The organism is Verrucomicrobiota bacterium (assembly GCA_016871495.1).
In the GTDB taxonomy this organism is placed as follows: domain Bacteria; phylum Verrucomicrobiota; class Verrucomicrobiia; order Limisphaerales; family VHDF01; genus VHDF01.
Window position 1 is genome coordinate 1 of sequence record VHDF01000063.1, and the last position, 17636, is coordinate 17636.

14 protein-coding genes and 1 pseudogene are annotated in these 17636 nt (G+C 63.8%); 3 read left to right on the top strand and 12 right to left on the bottom strand.

Annotation, left to right across the window (positions count from 1 at the left end; genetic code table 11):
• From FJ404_13535 to FJ404_13590, 12 genes and pseudogenes are all read right to left on the bottom strand, one after another.
• The coding region (locus tag FJ404_13535) for a hypothetical protein (protein ID MBM3823884.1) at positions 1 to 534 on the bottom strand (534 nt) is incomplete at its 3' end.
• A 351-nt stretch (positions 535 to 885) separates the two neighbouring features.
• The gene (locus FJ404_13540; GenBank protein MBM3823885.1) at positions 886 to 1173 is read right to left on the bottom strand and encodes a hypothetical protein; all 288 of its coding nucleotides are present in this window, start codon (positions 1171 to 1173) and stop codon (positions 886 to 888) included.
• Positions 1174 to 1672: 499 nt separating this feature from the next.
• Complete coding sequence (locus FJ404_13545) at positions 1673 to 2656, bottom strand: ABC transporter permease (GenBank protein ID MBM3823886.1); 984 nt, start codon at positions 2654 to 2656, stop codon at positions 1673 to 1675.
• A complete protein-coding gene (locus FJ404_13550) occupies positions 2653 to 4500 on the bottom strand; it encodes a sugar ABC transporter ATP-binding protein (GenBank protein ID MBM3823887.1) in 1848 nt (615 codons plus the stop codon). The genes FJ404_13545 and FJ404_13550 overlap by 4 nt, the downstream gene beginning before the upstream one ends.
• A gap of 36 nt (positions 4501 to 4536) precedes the next feature.
• Entirely contained in the window at positions 4537 to 5499 is a 963-nt protein-coding gene (locus tag FJ404_13555; protein ID MBM3823888.1) for an ABC transporter permease, read from the bottom strand.
• A 47-nt stretch (positions 5500 to 5546) separates the two neighbouring features.
• Positions 5547 to 5947, bottom strand: a pseudogene (locus tag FJ404_13560) (four helix bundle protein).
• Between the two features lie 105 nt (positions 5948 to 6052).
• Positions 6053 to 7078 carry a sugar ABC transporter substrate-binding protein gene (locus tag FJ404_13565; protein MBM3823889.1) on the bottom strand — a complete coding sequence of 342 codons (1026 nt, stop codon included), beginning with the start codon at positions 7076 to 7078 and terminating at the stop codon, positions 6053 to 6055.
• Positions 7075 to 9039, bottom strand: a complete 1965-nt coding sequence (locus FJ404_13570; protein ID MBM3823890.1) for a hypothetical protein — start codon at positions 9037 to 9039, stop codon at positions 7075 to 7077. Before FJ404_13570 ends, FJ404_13565 begins: the two co-directional genes overlap by 4 nt.
• A 5-nt stretch (positions 9040 to 9044) precedes the next feature.
• Positions 9045 to 10079 (bottom strand): Gfo/Idh/MocA family oxidoreductase, encoded by a 1035-nt coding sequence (locus tag FJ404_13575; GenBank protein ID MBM3823891.1) that lies wholly within the window; start codon positions 10077 to 10079, stop codon positions 9045 to 9047.
• Positions 10079 to 10933, bottom strand: a complete 855-nt coding sequence (locus tag FJ404_13580) for a semialdehyde dehydrogenase (protein MBM3823892.1) — start codon at positions 10931 to 10933, stop codon at positions 10079 to 10081. Before FJ404_13580 ends, FJ404_13575 begins: the two co-directional genes overlap by 1 nt.
• A gap of 67 nt (positions 10934 to 11000) precedes the next feature.
• Complete coding sequence (locus FJ404_13585) at positions 11001 to 12323, bottom strand: four-carbon acid sugar kinase family protein (GenBank protein ID MBM3823893.1); 1323 nt, start codon at positions 12321 to 12323, stop codon at positions 11001 to 11003.
• A gap of 157 nt (positions 12324 to 12480) precedes the next feature.
• Positions 12481 to 13752, bottom strand: a complete 1272-nt coding sequence (locus FJ404_13590) for a ribulose 1,5-bisphosphate carboxylase (protein ID MBM3823894.1) — start codon at positions 13750 to 13752, stop codon at positions 12481 to 12483.
• 537 nt (positions 13753 to 14289) lie between these two features.
• On the opposite strand from FJ404_13590, the gene FJ404_13595 reads away from it, so the two are divergent.
• The 3 genes from FJ404_13595 to FJ404_13605 are packed head-to-tail and all read left to right on the top strand — an operon-like array spanning position 14290 to position 17605.
• A complete protein-coding gene (locus tag FJ404_13595; GenBank protein MBM3823895.1) occupies positions 14290 to 15174 on the top strand; it encodes an NAD(P)-dependent oxidoreductase in 885 nt (294 codons plus the stop codon).
• Positions 15171 to 16484: an MFS transporter gene (locus tag FJ404_13600; protein MBM3823896.1), complete on the top strand. Its 1314-nt coding sequence runs from the start codon at positions 15171 to 15173 to the stop codon at positions 16482 to 16484. Before FJ404_13595 ends, FJ404_13600 begins: the two co-directional genes overlap by 4 nt.
• Positions 16481 to 17605 (top strand): sulfurtransferase, encoded by a 1125-nt coding sequence (locus FJ404_13605; protein ID MBM3823897.1) that lies wholly within the window; start codon positions 16481 to 16483, stop codon positions 17603 to 17605. The genes FJ404_13600 and FJ404_13605 overlap by 4 nt, the downstream gene beginning before the upstream one ends.
• Positions 17606 to 17636: the final 31 nt, after the last annotated feature.

Sequence of the window (17636 nt, forward strand, 5' to 3'; positions counted from 1 at the left end):
GCGTTGGTCCGCCGGCACACCGGGGCGGGAATCGAGGAATGGGGAGAAATTGGTGGAGAACGGCGAGGCGCGCAGGATGACATTGTTGTCGCGGCGGCCGTTGATTTCGACGAGACCAAGTTTGGGCTGGGTCCACTCGTGGCCGTCCACGCTCTCGGCGTAGCAGGTCATTTCGCCAGGATTGCCGTCAAACAGCTTCCCTTTGTAAGTTGGGTTTTGGTCGCGAAAAACGGCGCGGTAACGGTCGCCGTCCTTGATGACCGTCGTGTAAGCCCCGATCAGAGGATGGCGCGGCCGGGGCAGTTTCACGGGCGCGTGCATTTGCAGCCTCGCGCCCGTGAGCTGGTCAATCAGATACCGGTCCAGAAACAGTTCGAGTCGGGAGCCGAGTTCGAGCGGCGCAGAAGCGCCGGCCGCCAAGGTCGCGGGGTTAAATCGCGCGGCCGCCAGCGCGGCGATGCCGAAGGCCGTTTGGGCGAGCCACTCGCGGCGGTCAGCCAGTTCAAGCGCGTGGAGTTTAGTATGATCTCGCATCCGTGGCCAACCTACAGTCTACAGCCTAAAGCCTACAGTCTAAAGTCTCCAGCCTGCCGTTGATCTTGCCCTCCGCCAGGAGCAGAGCCAACACCTCATGTTCCCACAGCTTGAGGAACGGTTCGGTCGCCAGCTTGGGCAAGGCCAGGAACGTGCCGTCGGGCAGAAACACCCCTTCGCAGACCAACACGTGAATATGCGGATGCAATGAATCAGATCGCCGAAAGTCTGAATTGCCCCGACCATGCCCCGCACGCCATCGGGTCGACCGCTGGTCGCCTGGTAAACGGTGCAGACCGTCCGCCAGGCGGCCTGACAGAGCGCGCCCAAGAGCGAACGGTCGTAACGGAATTAGAGCCTCAATCGTTTGGGTATGGTGAAGACGAACTGCCGGTGGGGGACATCGGCACAAACGTGTTCGGCGACCCAGCCGGCTTTCTCCAAGGCCCGTTTCTCGTGGCAACTCGGACCAACGCAGCGGCCACGGCACGAAAACGCGACAAACATCTCGTGTTGGCACTTTGAGCACCGGACCCGGGCGAACCCGTGTTTGAGATCGCCGCACTCCAGAAACTTGGGCACCGCCGTGGCAATGATCCGCCTTCGCTCGAGGCTACGGAGGGACAAGTCGGCCGCCAGCCGCCTTCGCCAAGGCTACGGCGGGCCAAGGAATCCATACCGCTCCTGGTAGCGCTCGGAGTCGATTTTCTCGAACTCCGGATCGAAGCGCTCGATCCGCCTCCGTCGCGCCCTGCGCGACTACGGCGCGACAGGCCACCTCGTGGAAGCGGTAATCCTCGCGGGGACGACTTGCCCGGCCGAAGCCCTGGCGAAGGCTGGTAAACACCCGGTGCATCCCGATGTTGCCGGTGATGCAGGTAGGGCGCGTCCGTCCCGGCGCGCCGCCGGAGCATGATGTTTTGCATCCAGTGGGCGGCGGGCTGGGACAGGCCCGCCCTACCAACAACATCGGGATACACGGGTAAACACCGCCGGCCTCCTTGGGACCACAGGCCATAACCGATCTCCTTGGGGCGAGAGCTTACGCCCTGCCTGACACCAGGCAAGCTCACCGTGAAGGCTTGAAGGCTCGATGGGCCAGATGCGCTTGAGGAACTCTGACCCTCCCCCGCCCGCCTCACCGGTCAGCCGCGCCCAGGTCCACGTAGATCCGGCGCCGGTTCAGGCGGGCGAGGAGACGCGAGCGAAGGCTGTCGATCGCGACGGCCACAAAGATGATGGCGCTGGTCACCAGGGGGTAGCTGTAGGGATTGGCGTTGAGGATCACCAGGCCGTTCTCGACGGTCTGGATCAGCACCGCGCCGAGCACCGCCCCCGGCAGCACGCTGCCGCGTCCGCCAAACAAACTCACGCCTCCCAGCACCGCCGCGGCGATCGTGTTGAATTCCTTTTGCTGGCCGAAGCTCGGCGAGACCGCCCCGGTCTGCGTCAGGGACACCAATCCGCTCACGGCCGCGCAAAAGCCGGCGATCGCATACACGGCAAACAACACGCCCGTCACGTTGAGGCCGGCCTTGCGCGCGGCATCGGCGTCCTGGCCGACGGCGTAGACCTGTCGGCCGAACGGCGTGCGCGTGAGCACCAGGTGCGCCGCAAGGGAGATCAACGCACAGACGATCACGGGCAAGGGCAGGCCCCAGAGCTTCGTCGCGCCCAGTTGGGTGACGGCTTCGGGCATGTTCATGGCGCGCGTGTTGGTCAGCCACAGGCCGAAGCCGCGTCCGACGAACAGCATGGCCAGCGTGACGATGAACGCGACGATCCGCAGCCGGATGATGAACACCGCGTTGATGGCGCCCGCCAAGACACCGACTCCCATCGCAGCAAGGAACGCGATCCAGAGCGGGGAACCTTGGAAGATCATTTTCCCGGCCACCGCCACCGCGACGAACATCACGCTGCCGACGCTCAGATCCACCCCCGCCGTCAGCAGGACGAATGTCATGCCAGTGGCGACGATGGCCATCGCGCTCGATTGCAGCAGGATGTTGGACAGGTTTTGCAGCTCGAGAAACTTGGGTGAGAGCGAGCCGAAGACGGAGAATACGACCGCGAAGAGCACGAGCGGCGCGTTGTTCAGGAGCCAGAGCAGGGGCTTCATGGCGCGGCCCCCGGGTTCTCCATCTTCGAGGTCAGATGGCCCTCATGCAAGGCGGCCTTCAAGATCCGTTCGCGATCGAACTGGTGGAGATGGATTTCATCGCGGATGCGGCCGCGGTTCATCACCAGAATGCGGTCGCACATGCCGATCAACTCCTCGATCTCGGAGGAGATCATGAGCACTCCGGCGCCCCGTCCGACGAGTTGGTTGATGAGCGAATACACTTCGTGCTTCGCACCCACGTCGATGCCGCGCGTGGGTTCGTCGAGGATGAACACGCGCGGCTCGTTCAGGAGCCACTTGGCGAGAACGACCTTTTGCTGGTTGCCGCCGCTCAAGGTTTTCACCGGCTGCAGGTCCCGGGCGGATGCGCTTAGGGTGACGGCGCGGCGCGTGGTCTGCAGGGCTGCGTTCATCGCTCCTTGATCTAGCCAGCCGACCGGGCCGGACGCGTGGCGGGGCAGAGCGACCAGCGACAAGTTGTCGGCAATCGACGCATCGAGGCAAAGCCCATCATCGCGCCGACTCTCCGTCAGAAGGGCGAGCCCGGCCGCCACGCGTTCGCGCGGCGACAGCCGTTCGATCGGGCGGCCAGCCAGATGGATGGAGCCGCGGCTCAATGGATCCAAACCGAACAGGATGCGGGCGAGTTCCGTGCGGCCGCTGCCCATCAGTCCCGAAATGCCGAGCACTTCCCCGGCGCGCAGGCGAAACGAAATGTCGGCCACAATGCCCGGCTGGGTGACGCCCGAGACTTCCAGGAGAGTGTAGGACGATCCCGCGTCGGAGGTGCTGCCCCGTCCGGCGCCAGATGGTGGCGGTGGCGGGGGATCGGATCGCGGGCGCTGAGGAAACAATTGCTCCATCTCGCGGCCGACCATCAGCGTGATCATGCGCTCCGTGGTCCATTCGGCGCGCGGGCCCTGACCGACGACGGCGCCGTCGCGCAAGACCACGATGGAATCACACAAGCGGAGCACGTCGTTCAGCGCGTGCGAAATGTAGATCATGGCGATGCCGCGCGCGCGCAGTCGGCCCAGCAAGGCGAACAAGTGCTCGGTTTCGTGGGCCGTCAGGGAGGTGGTGGGCTCGTCCAGGATGATGAGGCGCGGATCAATGCTCAGCGCCTTGGCGATCTCGACGAGCTGTCGTTCCCCGGCGGATAAACGCTCGACGAGAGTGTCCGGTGACAGCGACAGGCCGACCTGGCGCAGCAGTTCTGTCGTGCGGGAACGGAGGGTGCGACGATCGATCCAGGGGAGGCTAATGCTGGTTCCTTGTTCTTGGTTCTTTGTTCTTGGTTCTTGGTTCCTTGTTCGTGGTTGGTTGATCGTTGATCGTTGTTCCTGGTTCTTTGTTTCTGGTCCTTTGTTCGTTGATCGTTGCTGAACGCGAGTCGTCTCGGTGCTGCCACGATCCATGAACGACGAACCACGAACAGCCTTCTGACCCAGTCGCGGAAAGGCGGCCAGGAACAGGTTTTCGGCGATGGAGAGATTCGGAAAGAGATTTAGTTCCTGATGGATGAACGCCACGCCAGCGCGCGTGGCCTCTTTCGGGGCGGCGGGCGCATGGGGTTCGCCCGCGAGCGACATCTGGCCGGCGTCGGGCGTCAGGTTGCCGCCGAGGATGTTCATCAGGGTGGATTTGCCCGCGCCATTCTCGCCCACCAACCCGAGCGTTTGCCCGGCCGGCACGATGAAACTCACCTCCTTGAGCACGGGCACGCCGAAGAAGGATTTGGTGATGGCATGGAACTGGAGCGTGGGAACCGGTTGCGGGTTGCTGGTTCTTGGTTCTTGGTTCCTGGTTGCTGGTTTCTGGTTGTTGCCGGCGGAATGCATGTTTCGGAGTAGTAACTAAGAACAAAGAACAAAGAATTAAGAACCACCCCCCAACCTCGTCTTCACCGCATCCAAGCCGGCGGCGGCGAGGATGACCGCGCCCTTCACCATCATGATGCTGAAATGGGAGAGGTTCAGCAGGTTCAGGCTGTTGTCGAGCAGCGTCAGGAACAGCACGCCGAACACGGTCCACAGAACCTTGCCGCGGCCGCCATAAAGGCTCGTGCCGCCGATCACCGTCGCGCCAATGATGTCGAGCAGGTTGCTTCGCCAATGCACCGGGGATCCGCTCTCGAGACGGCCGGTGATCAGGACCGCCGCCACCCCCGCGCACAGGCCGCACCAAACATAGGCCAGGATCAGGGTGCGGTTGACCGGCACGCCGGAAACCAGCGCGACCTTGGGGTTGTGACCGATGGCATAGAGCCAGCGCCCAAGCAACGTCCGCGACAGGAGCAGATGCCCGGCCGCGGCGACAATCGCGGCAATCGCGCCCGCCAGCCAAGGGTTCTTGCCAAGCGCGAGGAAGCCGGAAGGCAGAGCCGCAATCGACTTGGCTTCGGTCAGCCAGATGGCGAAGCCGCTGAAGAACATCATGCCCGTGAGCGTGACCACGAACGGCGGCATGCGCAGTTGGGTGATCAACGTGCCATTGAGCAACCCAATGGCGGCGCCCAGAGCGACCATGGCCAGAACGCCCGCTGGAACAGCGGCCGCATGGCCAGCCAGCAATCCTTGATCGCCATTGATCAAGAGCGCGCCCGTCACGCTAGCCAGCGCAATGATCGAGGTGACCGAAAGGTCGATGCCGGCGGTGATCAGCACCACGGTCTGACCCGTGGCCACCACCAGCAAGGGCAGCATCGCCGAAAACACGTTGGCCAGGTTCCCGGCGGTGGCGAACCCGGGCGTGAACGGCGCCAGGGCGACGAAGTAGGCGGCACAGAGCAGGAGAGTCCAGTATTCGCTCGTCAGTATTCGTCTGAGAAAGGGGGGCATTGTTCGTCGTGCGTAGTTCCTTGTTCCTTGTTCTTGGTTCTTGGTTGTTAGTTCTTGGTCGAGTGCGGTTTGTTGGAGTTGTCGTCTGCGAAACGGCCGATCGAACCGAGGTAGGCACTCAGGCGCGGGCCGAGTTCGCGAACGAGGGCTTCAGCTTGCCGACCAGTTCCTTGGTCAACAGTTTGCGCTTGAACGCGCGCCGCAGCCAGTGGCGTGTCTCATTGAGCGATCCTCTTGCCGTGCGAACAAATCGCTTGTTGTCGGCGTGGCTTCCCCGACCGCAACCCTCCGCGATGTTCGCGCCGATACTGTCAGCAGATCGCACAATCTGGCCTCCGACGGTATTCCGAGCAAACCTATCCCATCGGATTACAATATCCCAAACTTCGTCGGCAATACGCTCAGATAATTGATACACGACAAGTTTTTCAAAATCAGTTGATGCCATGATTCGTTTCTCCTTTCCAGTGGCAGCCGTGACAGAAGCATCGACCCTCTGAAAAGCCAAGACCCAAGAACGAGGAACAAGGAACAAGGAACCAAGAACCAAGAACTACTTCCTAATCTGCGCCCCCCACATCCGCGCCTTCATTTGCTCCATATTAGCCTGGGTGATGACGAAGCCCGGGTCGCGAATCAACTCGGGGACCTGCTTCTTCTCGAGCAGGTCAAGGATGGCCTGCACGCTGGCCGAAGCCTCGAAGTAAACATCCTGAACTCCGGTCGCGTCGAGGTAGCCGTCCACCATCATTTGCCACGCGGTGGCGTCGCCGTCGAAGCCGCCGAGGATGACATGGCCCGGCGTGCCGATCTTGTGATACTTGCCCGCCTGTTTAAGGGCGGTGACGATCGAGGGGAACAGAAAGTCCGACGACGTGAAGAGGAAGCTGATGTCGGGATTCGCCTGGAGGGCATTGACCACTCCGGCTTGCGCCTTCTCCTGGTTCCACTCGGAGGGAACACGTGCGACGACTTCGATGATGTCCTCGTTTCCCTTCACGGCGGCGTCGAAGCCGTCACGCCGGCCGATGGCGTTCAGATCGCCCAGATCGCCCATGACGACCATGGCCTTGTGCTTGCGTCCGGTCTTGCGCGCTTCGGCCACCATGAACGCGACCGTCTCCTGCGCCAGCTTCAGGTTGTCCGCTTGCACACCGACGAATTTTGCCGACCCTGGATCCGCGATGCGGTTGAAGAGCACGACCGGAATTCCCGCGTCGTTGGCCGCCTTGATCGCGGGCACGGTGCTCTTCGCGTCCTTGGGCACCAGGATAATGCCGTCCACCTTTCGTGTGACGAGGTTCTTGACCTGTTCGAGTTGGCGGTTGGCGTCGCTATCGGCGATGGCCTCCAGAACTTTGATCTGGCGCTTCGACAACTCGGCCTTGATGGCCTCGAAGCCGGCGACCCAGTATTCAGTCTGCAGAGTTTCAAAGGCGACTCCGATGGTGAGAGCTTTGGCGTTCGCCCCCGGCGCTCCGCCAGAGGAATCGGATTTACCGCAGCCGCTGAGAAGGAGAGCGGCGAACGCGAAGCTCGCGAGCAGAAGGTGAGGGATTCGTTTAGGTTTGTAGTTCATGGCGTGGGGGATGTGTTATGGTGGAAAAAATCGAGCGTCACGACCGCGTGCGGCGGAAGCGTGATCTCCGGGCCGGTAACCGGCGTAAACTCTGCGCGAAACGTCTTGGGCTGATTCATCGCGGACAGGCTAATCGAGGCGTCCAGGGAACGCGATGAAACGATCCCGGAGAATTCATCGAGCCGGACCTTGCGGGAAGCGCGACTGAGGTTCGCCAGCAGCAGACGTCGACGTGCATTCTTCCGAAGAAACAACGAGGCGACGGCCAACGGGTCCGACGAGAGGGTAGGGGAGACTTCGCCGCCCGCGAATTCGGTCACGTCCGCCAGCACGTGATAGAGCGGGAACACGGCCCCCGGAACGGAGGGGAATTTCGCCGGGAGCGGTGAGCCGGCCGGTGTCTCCATCACGCCACGCCAGCCGGTCGTCTCATAGAACGTCACGCTGGCGGCTCCCGACTCGGCCACGGATTTGATCATCGCAAGCGTCCAAGCTGCGGCGAAGAGCGAGAGCTGGCGTGGATCCACCTGCGACGGCAGTTCACCGGCAGGCAAGGCGGGTGCGGGGCCGGTCGCGTACGGATTGAACCGTGGCCGAAGCGTGATGGGAGAAACCACGAGCGGTTTTCCCGGGAAGTAGCGGTGCACGCTGTTCAACTGATGCGCGGCGCCCTCGGGGGTTTCGGCAATGCTGGCGTCATCGAAGGCGTGCACCTGCGGATTCATCGACCAAGTGATGAGGTCGGCCTCCGCGGGTGGGCGCTGCAGATTAAGCTGGTAAAGATCCGCGTCGGTGCCGGCTCCGATCGGCACGCCGGGGAGGACCTCAGCCAGGGCCACGCGAGCCGCCCGGAGCGCAGCCAGCGTGGTGGATTCTTGGTGGCGGTGGAACACCAGCACGCGGGCGAGCTCTTCACGTTTGCCTGCCAGTGCTTCGGCCATCGGCGGCAGGCCCGCCTCTGGAGCCACATCCAGATGCAGCGCGACTTCCAGTTTCGCGGCCAACGGACCCGCTTCAGCGGCAGCGCGGTCGAGTTGTTGCCGCCAGCTTGCTTCCCATGGCCGCAGATCCACTCGCAGGTGGGCCGGGCGCAAGATCCGCAGCTGGTTCACTTCGTCGGCGAGGAGCGGTTGCCCGTGGCTTGCCATGCCCAACCCGATCGCCGGCAGCGGCGTGCCATCGCCCTGCACGCGCACGGTGACGGCGGCATCGGCCTGCGTCCGCAGCATCGGGCCGGATGCTCCGGATGCGGGCGGTGCCTGCTCCACGATGCGCAAGCGAACTTCCTGCCGCACGCGTGTTCCGGCTTTGATTTCCATCGGGAACGGCAGGCGCAGGGGCGTGCAGAAGGTCTTGAAGCTGGCGTCGATCCAGTTGCGCTGGTCCTCCATCTCGAAGAGGTCGCCTACAAAATCCAGCTCCGCCCACACGCCAGGCGCCACTTCATGGTCCAACCCCGCGAGATCGTGGAGCCACTTCACGGGTTGCTCGGCGGCGATGGTGTCCGGGAAGCAAAGCTCCCGTTCCGTGCCGTTGGCATAGCGCGCCCGGCATCTCGCGCCGGCGCACTCGCGGCTCGGATGGAGCACACAGAAGCCGATGCGATTCCGGCGGAACGCGCTCTTCGCTTCGCCGTCGAATGTGAATCGAATGCTTCCGTCGTCGCCGCCCTGGATGTCCGCGCGCCAGACGAAGTGAATGTCGTCCTGGCGGTGCGTGCTCACGTAGCGGACATGGAAGCCCATCCCGGTGGTCCGAACGTCCAGGTCCGAAATCACCCCGGGCACCGTGTTCCAGTCGTGGTTGCGCACTGCGGCGTAGATGCGCCGAATGACTTCACGGCCGCCCCACGTCACGTAGCGAAGGTCGCCCGCGTCGAGGAGCAGCGAGAACGGCCCGGCCTGCAACGGCCGGTGCGGTGAAGACGTGCCGTCGCTTGGCGCGAGGGGGGAAGCTTCCATAGGGGTCACGGCTGCAGGTGAATGACGCGATCCTTCGCCGCGCTTTCGTAAGCGGCAAACGTCAGTTCCATGGTCTTGAGGTTGTCGGCTCCGGTCGTCTCGCCGGGCCTCTCGCCGTGGAGCGCGCCGAGCAGGTCTCGCAGGCACGGCACCATGCTGGCCTGGGCGACGTCGTAGCGCGGATCGGCCCAGGAATAGCGCGGCGGCGGATGCCTCCGGCTGTGGGTGCCCTTTTTCGTGGTGATTCGCAGCCCGTAGTCGGCGGTAAGCTCGAGGCTGCCCTGCGGACCTTCCACGAAGGCCAGGGTCTGGGGAAAAATCTCCCGCTCGACCGGTGTCTTGGCGTAGGCCAGCTCGACGACCACGCTCGTGCGCGCCTTGCCCATGGCGAACAGGAGAGTGGCGACGTTCTCGCCCTTGACGGCGGGCCTCAGCGTCCGGTGCGTCTGGCCATAGACCGAGTGCGCTTCGCCGAAGCAGGCCCGGGCCGTGTCGAAGAGATGCACGCCAAGGTCGGTCATGATGAACCGTTCGAGCTCGCGCAAAGCAGGCTGATTGGCCCAGACGTCGAAGCCGGAAATCATCGTCAACCGCGCCCGAAACGGGGTGCCGATGGCCCCAGAACGCAGGGTTTCGATGAGCGCGCGCACCGGCGTCTGCCAGCGCCAGTTTTCATGGACGAAGAACGGCGTCTTCGCGCGGTCGAAGGCGGCGACCATCGCGCGTGCATCGGCCAGGGTGGGCGCCATCGGCTTCTGGCAGATGCAGGGGATGCGGTGTTTCGCGCAAAGCAGCGAGAGCGGCTTGTGCCCGCCGACTTCGGTGATGTTGTCCACGAAGTCCGGCTGGACCTCGCGCAGCAATTTCTCCGGGTCGTCATAAACTGCGGGCACGCCGAAATCGCGCGCGAAGGCCTCGGCGCGTTCGCGCGTGCGGTTGTAGATGGCGACACATTCTGTGCCGCCGATCTCACGCCAGGCCGCGAGTTGGACGCGCGACCAGAAGCCGGCCCCGAAGATGGCGAAGCGAAGGGGCTTCATCAGCCGTTCTCCGGCAGCTTTCCTTCCACGATCATTCGGACCTGCTCCTTCACGCTTTGCGGTTCGAAGAGCTTGCGCAGCCAATCGTCGGCGAAGATTTTGCGGCGGCCGTATTCCGCGATGAGTTTGGCCCCGTCGGAAAATGGAAACTGGGTTTTCCCAAAGCCGATACCCATTTCGACCTTGATGTGGCCATTCATGAAATCCTCGGCGGCGGCGCGCGGCACGCCCCGGCGCACCGTTTCCTCCAGCACCTCCCGCAGCGCCAGGACGAGTGCGATGCCGCAGGTTTCGGCCATGGTCGGCTCGAGAATCGCCATCTGCTCGACGGTGATCCGGTGCGAACGCGTGACGGGCGCATAGATGTCGCGCGCGATCCGTTCACCGAGCGCGTAATGCTCCTCGGGGCCCTGCATCAGGGCGCAGACGATCGCCTGACGGGCATGAGTGCCGCCGAAGAAATCGTTGATCTCAGCCTCGGTCTGGAAATGGTCGAACACATCCGGATGGCACGGATGCGAGACGAAGTAGGTGATGTCGGGCCGGACCGGCAGTTCGCCGGCATGAGCTGCCGCCGGGTCGAGGGTGAAGACCATGCAGCCGGGGCGCAGCCGTGGGACGACTTCGTGGGCCACTTTGCCGAGCACGCGGTCGGGCACCGCCAGGATGACGACATCCGCGGCACAGAGGGCCTCATCGCGCGGGGTCGGCGAGACGCCGCGCTCGCGGAGGTTGGCCAAGCCGCGTTCACCCGTCTCGACGTAGAGCAGCCGGTAGCCAGGGTCGTCCTTCAGATGATCGATGACGCGGCAGCCCATTTTTCCGCCGGCGCCGAGAAGGGCGAGACTGATCAGTGGTTTCTGGTTCATAAGTCTATGGTTCGTTGTTCCAATTCAGGCTCGCTTGAGCAAATTGGCCTCTTCACGTGGGTCGCGGCCCTCCCTGGAGGACATCGAGGAAGAAATGATCGCGGCCGACCTGGCCGCCCTTGAAGACAATTTCACAGCCATCCGCAATCCGTCCGGGGGCGTGAATCTTGCACAACGGCGATCCGGGTGCGATGGGGCCGACGTATTCGAGCGCCTCAACTCCCAGGGCGCGGGCCACGTGCATCGAGGTGTCGCCGCCGCAGACAACAGCCCGACGCAGGCCGGAACTGGCGAGCAATGTTTCCAGGATTCGTCCCAGGGAATCGCAGAGCTGCGACTGCTTTTCGCCGCCGAGTTTGGAGTCGTATCGCGCGTCGTCCGGTCCCCGGCTGCTATGGACGATCACAGAGCGCTGCTGTTCCAGGAGCGACTGGGCGTGTTGCAACACGGCTGCGATCGATGCCATCGGGGCGAGAAGCTCCGGTCCCGCGCCGATTTCCGCGAAGCCATGATCGATGGCCCGCTCAATCTGACGGTCCGTCACCGGCGAGCAGCTTCCGGAAACGGCGATAATCTGGTTCACCGCCTGGGGAGTGGGCAGGTCGAACCGGCGGGATGCGGAGGACGCGCCGGTGTCGTCCTGATTCATTCTCGGAGTGCTCCCAAGCGCTGTGCCGAATCTCCCATTCCAATGAGCCGTCAGCGCGTATTCAACTCCGCTGGAGCCGACGGTGAAAAGCGGTCCGCCTTTCGCCATTTCTTCGATCCTCCGGCCGATTTCCGGAAGGTGCTCCTCTCGCAGGGTGTCAAACAGCACGATTGGCGCGGCCTTTCCGCCCGCGGGACGGAGCGCAGAATCGGCGTCTTGCTCCAGCTTCAACACATCCACAAGCACCACCGGCAATGGCGTCTGTTCGGCAAGAATCAACCGGATGTCCGCCTCGCGCATGGGCGTGACCGGGTGGCGGCTCATGGTGGGATGGCGGTCGAGGCGGAACGGTTCCGTGTCGAGGCCGGAACGGGCGAAGAGATTTCCGAAGACGACGTATCTCCCAAGCACCGGCGCGCCCACCATGAGCGGCGTCGGCCGGTCGCCGAACACGCGCCGGCCGATCTCGATGGCGCGGCCTACGGAGCCGATCGTCGGTGAAGAGTCGAACGTCGAGCACATCTTGTAGTGGATGACCGGCGCGCCGCTGGACCGAAGCGCCTCGAAGGCAGGTGGCAACGCGCGCTCCATTTCCTCCGGCGACATTGTGCGCGAGCCGCCCGCGATGCCGAACGCACGCATTCCCGGATAGCGGGCCAGTTGGCCTGTCGTCGGCGGCTTCAGAAACAGCACCGTTCGCAGGCCGGCTTTCGACAACGCCTCCATCACATCGGTGGAACCGGTGAAGTCGTCGCCGTAGTAGGCTAGGAGAAGGTCGTGGTTCAAGGGTCGTGGTTCTTCGTGCTTTGCCTGTCTCGTTCGCAGTCCTCGGCCAGGGATCAAGAACCAAGAACCAGGAACCAAGAACCAGGAACTATGAACATCATCTCCCTCTTCCAAACTTATCCATCGTCTCCTTCAACTCAGGGTGCGTTGCCGCGTAGGTGTTCAAATCCACTCCCTTCACCGCCGCTTCCCAGGCCTGTTGCAGGCCGCGCAGACCGGCCGCCGGTCCCATGGGATGCGCCATGATCCCGCCGCCGGCGACATACATGAGATCGGTGGTGCCGGTGAGGCGAAAAGTCTCCGGGGCCTGGCCGCCCCATTGGCCGGAGCTGATCACCGGCATGGCGGTGTCGTCGGGCCGGAACATCGGCGTGCGACAGGCCTGGATGCTGCGCACGACCGAGTCGTCTGGTTCCCAGAATTTGTTCTGCAGCCCGTTGACGTGGAGGTGATCGGCGCCGGCCAGTCGCCAGAGCTTCTGCCAGGCGGGATACTCCACACCGAGGAGCGGATGTCGGGTGTAAAGGCCCCAGCCATTGCGATGACCATGGATGGGCAGCGCGCAGCGGCGTCGCAATTCGAGCAACCCGGGCAAACCGATGCTGTGCAGGCTCACCATCACGCAGGTGCCGCCGGCGGCCAGGACGGTGTCGTGATGCCGCAGCATCGCGTCGAGATCGTCAGTGATGTTGAACGCGAACATCACCTTCTTGCCCGTGCGATCGGCGAGTTCGTTGATCACCCTCATCACAGCGGCGACACGATCTTTCAACGGGCAATGCGGCCCGTCGGCTTGAAGTTCGTCGTCCTTGATGAAATCGATCCCCGCTTCGCCGAGCTCGCGCACGAGATCTGCGGTCTGGTCCGCGGTGAAGCCAACGCTCGGCTTGACGATCGTGCCGATGATGGGGCGGTCGTGAACGCCCGCCAGCTTCCGCGTGCCCGCGACGCTGAATTGCGGCCCCGGATACTTCGCGCCGAAGGCCGGCGGCAATTCGAGGTCGAGCAGCTTGCAGCCGGAGTGATCGCTCAACTCGTAAAGATTGCCGCATACCGTGGCGACGAGGGTGGGAAGGTTCGCGCCGAGATTGTCGAACGGAAACGCGAGCGTGATTTCAGCGCGCTGATATTGGAGCGGGTCGGACGCGCCCTTGGGCTTGCGTCCGCCCTGGAGGCTCGGCGCGTCCACCGTGTCGAGGAGCTTGATGTGAGTGACTTTGGCCCGCGCCCGGGCCTTCAATTCTTCCGTCTCCCCGGGCACCGGAAGGAACGTGCCGGACGATTGCTCGCCAGCAATCGTCTCCGCAACCTGGTCCAGCGGCAGGCAGGTCTCGATGCGGTAGCGGGCGATGATGTTGGGCTGGCTCATGGTCACGACGAGATCATCGCAGCGCCCGACCCGCGGTGAAAGCATTGATCATGGGGCCACCATAACGCCGGGTCGGCCGCCACGGCTTGGACAATCCCATCGGTCCCTAGAACAGAAACGCCGTGCTGGTTCTCCTGCCGGAGGCATGGGAGCGATTAGCCGGGGGGTTGAGCGAGTAACGAGCGACACCCCCGGAACGTGAAACGAAACGGAATCCGACCCCGGCAGGGGTCGCAGCCTCGCCCAATTCCATCCTGCGCCGGAATTCAGCGCCCGGCGCTGGCATCCCTCCGGGATGCGGGATTCGTGCTTACCGGTTTCCGGTGGTGTCGGCGCGATGCGCCTCAACCACCGGCTAATGGCTGCAAACCCTCCGGGTTCATGGTGGCCTGGTGGCCGCCGTGACGGCTCTCATGCCGGAGTCGCGGGCCTTGAACCGGAACGCAACAATCGCGCGCCCTGGAGCAAGATCGTGCAGGGCGCGCTTCCCAAAAGTTTTCCGCTGACGGCCCGGCCGGTCAATCGCTAGCATGCGGCATGCCCAGTCAGGAAGAACACGAGCCCATTGGCGTCATCGGCCTCGGCCTGATGGGCACGGCGCTCACGGAGCGATTGCTCGAACACGGCTTTCGCGTGAGGGTGTGGAATCGCACGCGCGAGAAGTCCGTCCCACTCGTCGCCCGTGGCGCCAAATGGAGCGACAACCCGCTGGCGGATTGCCGGCGCGTCATCATCAGCCTGTACACGACCGACGTGGTGGAAGCCGTGCTGGCCGAGCTCGAAGCAGGGCTGCACCAAGGCCAGATCCTGATCGATACGACCACGGGGGAGTCAACCCAGACCGCGGCGTTGGCCGCGCGCTTGGGCGAGCGTGGCGTGCGCTATCTCGATGCGCCGGTTTCCGGCTCCAGCCAGCAGACCCGCGCGGGCGAGGCCACGGTCATGGTCGGCGGTGACGACGCCACCTTTGCGGCGTGCGCAGATCTGTGGCAGGTGATGGGCCGGAAGGTGTTTCACGTTGGCCCCTGCGGCAGCGCGGCGCGCATGAAGTTGATCACCAATCTGGTGCTCGGCTTGAACCGGGCCGTCCTTGCCGAGGGACTGTCCTTTGCCGAGGCGCTGGGCGTTTCGCCCGCCGCCGCACTCGAAGTGATGGCCGGCAGCCCCGCCTACTCGCGGGCCATGGACGTGAAGGGACGCAAGATGGTCGAGCGCGATTTCTCGGTGCAAGCGCGCCTCTCGCAGCACCTGAAGGATGTGCGCCTTATGCTGGATGCCGCGCGCGCCGTCGGTCTGGCGCTGCCGTTGACCGACACTCATCGACGTCTCATGGAGCAAGCGGAAGCCGCGGGGTTGGGCGATCAGGACAACAGCGCGATCATTGAAGTGCTGCGGGCACCGAAGCCGCCTCCTGCGTCATGAGCACGTCCATCCTGTCTCCACGTGCCCGTTACATCGTGTTGTTCACCGCCATCGGCGCGTTGCTGTTTGATGGCGTTGAACTCGGCCTGATGCCCGTGGCGTCCTTGTCGGTGTCGCAGAGCCTGCTTGGGGAGGCGTTCACGCCGACGCTGGGTGGCGATTGGTTTGCGCGATTCACGGCGGCGCTGATGCTCGGCGCGGCGGTCGGCGGAATTTTTCTCGGGAGCCTGGGCGATCGGATCGGCCGCACCCGCGCGCTCGGCGTGAGCGTTCTGTTCTACTCCGTGTTCGCCGGTTTGGGTGCCTACGTCAAAACACAGGAGCAGATGCTGGTGCTGCGATTCCTGGTTGGCCTCGGTGTGGGCGGTGTATGGCCCAACGCTGTGGCGCTCGCGGCGGAGTGTTGGCCTGACAAGTCGCGACCCATTATCGCCGGCCTGATGGGCGCAGCCTTGAATGCCGGCATCCTCATGCTCTCGCAGGTCGCGCGCGCCTGGCCCATCACCCCGGATTCCTGGCGCTGGATTTTCCAACTCGCAGCCGCGCCCGCGGTTCTTGGCGTGGTTGCGTTGACGATGATTCCCGAATCGCCGTTGTGGCTCGCGTCTCGCAACAAGCGACGAAACTCTGGGAGCGCCGGCATCCCTGCCGGCGAGTCGACCAAGCAGACCCCCGCCGGCAACGTTGCCGGTGCTCCCAACACCCTGCGTGAACTTTTCCGCCCGCCGCTGCTCCGACTCACGCTCATCGGCGTCCTGATCGGTTCCATTCCGATGGTTGGCGCGTGGGCGGCGAGCAAGTGGATGATTCCCTGGGCGGATAAAGTGGGTGGCGCCACCACGCCGGGCTACAAGGCGCTGACACAAGGCTGGTGGGCTTTGGGCGCGGTGCTGGGCAGTTTCTTCGGCGCGCAAATCGCCGCGAAGCTGGGACGCCGGCGCGCCTACGCCTTGATCAGTGCCGCTACAACGGTCCTCACCTCGTTGATGTTCCTTGGCACCGCGCCGCTGCAAGCGTCGTTCCTGCCCATTGTGTTCGCGCAAGGTTTCGTGGCGACGCTGTTCTTCGGCTGGTTGCCGCTGTATTTGCCGGAGCTATTCCCCACCCACGTCCGCGCCGCTGGCAGCGGCATCGCCTACAATGTCGGCCGCTTTGCCACCGCACTAGGCGTGCTCGCCGCTGGCGCGCTCTTCGCCGCGATGGGCGGTTCGTATCCCAAGGTCGGCGCGACCTGCGGATTGATTTACCTGTTGGGCCTGATCGTCATCTGGTGGGCGCCAGACACCACTGACCAGAAACTCAAAGAATGAAGTCCGGCAAGAATTGGAACCGGAAGTCTGGCGCGTCACGTCTCTTGAGCTGGCTGCCGGCTCTGATGGCTGGAGGCCTCGCCTTGACCATGGGGATGTTCGCAGGCTGCAAGAACCTCGATCGGACAACCACAGCCGACTTCCCGGCCCGCGAGGCGCCGAACTACCACGGGCTGGTTTCCGTCTACTGGCTCAAGGCCGTGCTGGACTACCGGGGATCCGAATTTCAGACCCCGCGCCCGGCGACCTATCGGCATCAGCCTTTGGTGATCCTTGAGGCCAGTTGGGCCACGTTGGAAAAGGCCGGAGCCTTCCACGACGGGCACATTCCCGGCGCGGTCCATTTCAACACCGACGACCTCGAGAACGGAGCGCCGCGCTGGCGGTTGCGTGAGGCGAATGAGGTGCAGCGCGATTTCGGCCGGGCCGGCATCTCACGGGACACGACGGTCATCGTTTACGGTGAGAAACTGATCGCCGCCGCGCGGGTCTGGTGGGCGTTGAAGTATGCGGGCGTGGACGATGTGCGTCTGCTGGATGGCGGTTTTCCAGCCTGGACCAAGGCCGGCTTTCCAGTGGACAAACAGGTCCACCAGCCGCAAGGGGTGCAACTCACGGCTCCCGTCGCGTCCAATCTGTTGGCGACGACGGAATACGTCCGTCAACAACTACCGGGCTCGCGTATCTGGTTGGCGGACGCACGGAGTCTCGCGGAGTTCACGGGTCGAACCAGCGGCTACAGCTACCTCGAGGCGAAAGGCCGGATTCCTTCCTCCCGTCACATTGGGGACGGCGACGATGGCGCTTATCTTTACAAGCAACGCAATGGTCATCTGCGACCGCCCAGGGAGATTCTTGCGCACTGGCGTCAGCAGGGCCTGGTCCCCGCCGGCAATGGCAAGGAGTTTGATCGGGAGGTGGTTTTTTATTGCGGAGGCGGCTGGCGCTCGAGCGTCGCCTTTTTCTATGCCTGGCTGCTGGGCTTCGAGAACGTCCGCAATTACTCCGATGGATGGAGCGGTTGGAGCACGGAGTATTTTGCTGATCCAGAGGCGCACCATGGCAAACTCGACTGGAAACAACGCCCCACCCAAAACCCCGTGGAAGTTGGACCGCCGTGATCACCCGTTGGCATGAAACCAGGATTTCGTG

Coding starts and splice junctions, on each gene's coding strand:
- FJ404_13545 (MBM3823886.1), bottom strand. CDS start 2,656: ATGAAGCCCCTGCTCTGGCTCCTGAACAACGCGCCGCTCGTGCTCTTC.
- FJ404_13600 (MBM3823896.1), top strand. CDS start 15,171: ATGAGCACGTCCATCCTGTCTCCACGTGCCCGTTACATCGTGTTGTTC.
- FJ404_13550 (MBM3823887.1), bottom strand. CDS start 4,500: ATGCATTCCGCCGGCAACAACCAGAAACCAGCAACCAGGAACCAAGAA.
- FJ404_13565 (MBM3823889.1), bottom strand. CDS start 7,078: ATGAACTACAAACCTAAACGAATCCCTCACCTTCTGCTCGCGAGCTTC.
- FJ404_13570 (MBM3823890.1), bottom strand. CDS start 9,039: ATGGAAGCTTCCCCCCTCGCGCCAAGCGACGGCACGTCTTCACCGCAC.
- FJ404_13585 (MBM3823893.1), bottom strand. CDS start 12,323: ATGGAGGCGTTGTCGAAAGCCGGCCTGCGAACGGTGCTGTTTCTGAAG.
- FJ404_13590 (MBM3823894.1), bottom strand. CDS start 13,752: ATGAGCCAGCCCAACATCATCGCCCGCTACCGCATCGAGACCTGCCTG.
- FJ404_13555 (MBM3823888.1), bottom strand. CDS start 5,499: ATGCCCCCCTTTCTCAGACGAATACTGACGAGCGAATACTGGACTCTC.
- FJ404_13575 (MBM3823891.1), bottom strand. CDS start 10,079: ATGAAGCCCCTTCGCTTCGCCATCTTCGGGGCCGGCTTCTGGTCGCGC.
- FJ404_13605 (MBM3823897.1), top strand. CDS start 16,481: ATGAAGTCCGGCAAGAATTGGAACCGGAAGTCTGGCGCGTCACGTCTC.
- FJ404_13595 (MBM3823895.1), top strand. CDS start 14,290: ATGCCCAGTCAGGAAGAACACGAGCCCATTGGCGTCATCGGCCTCGGC.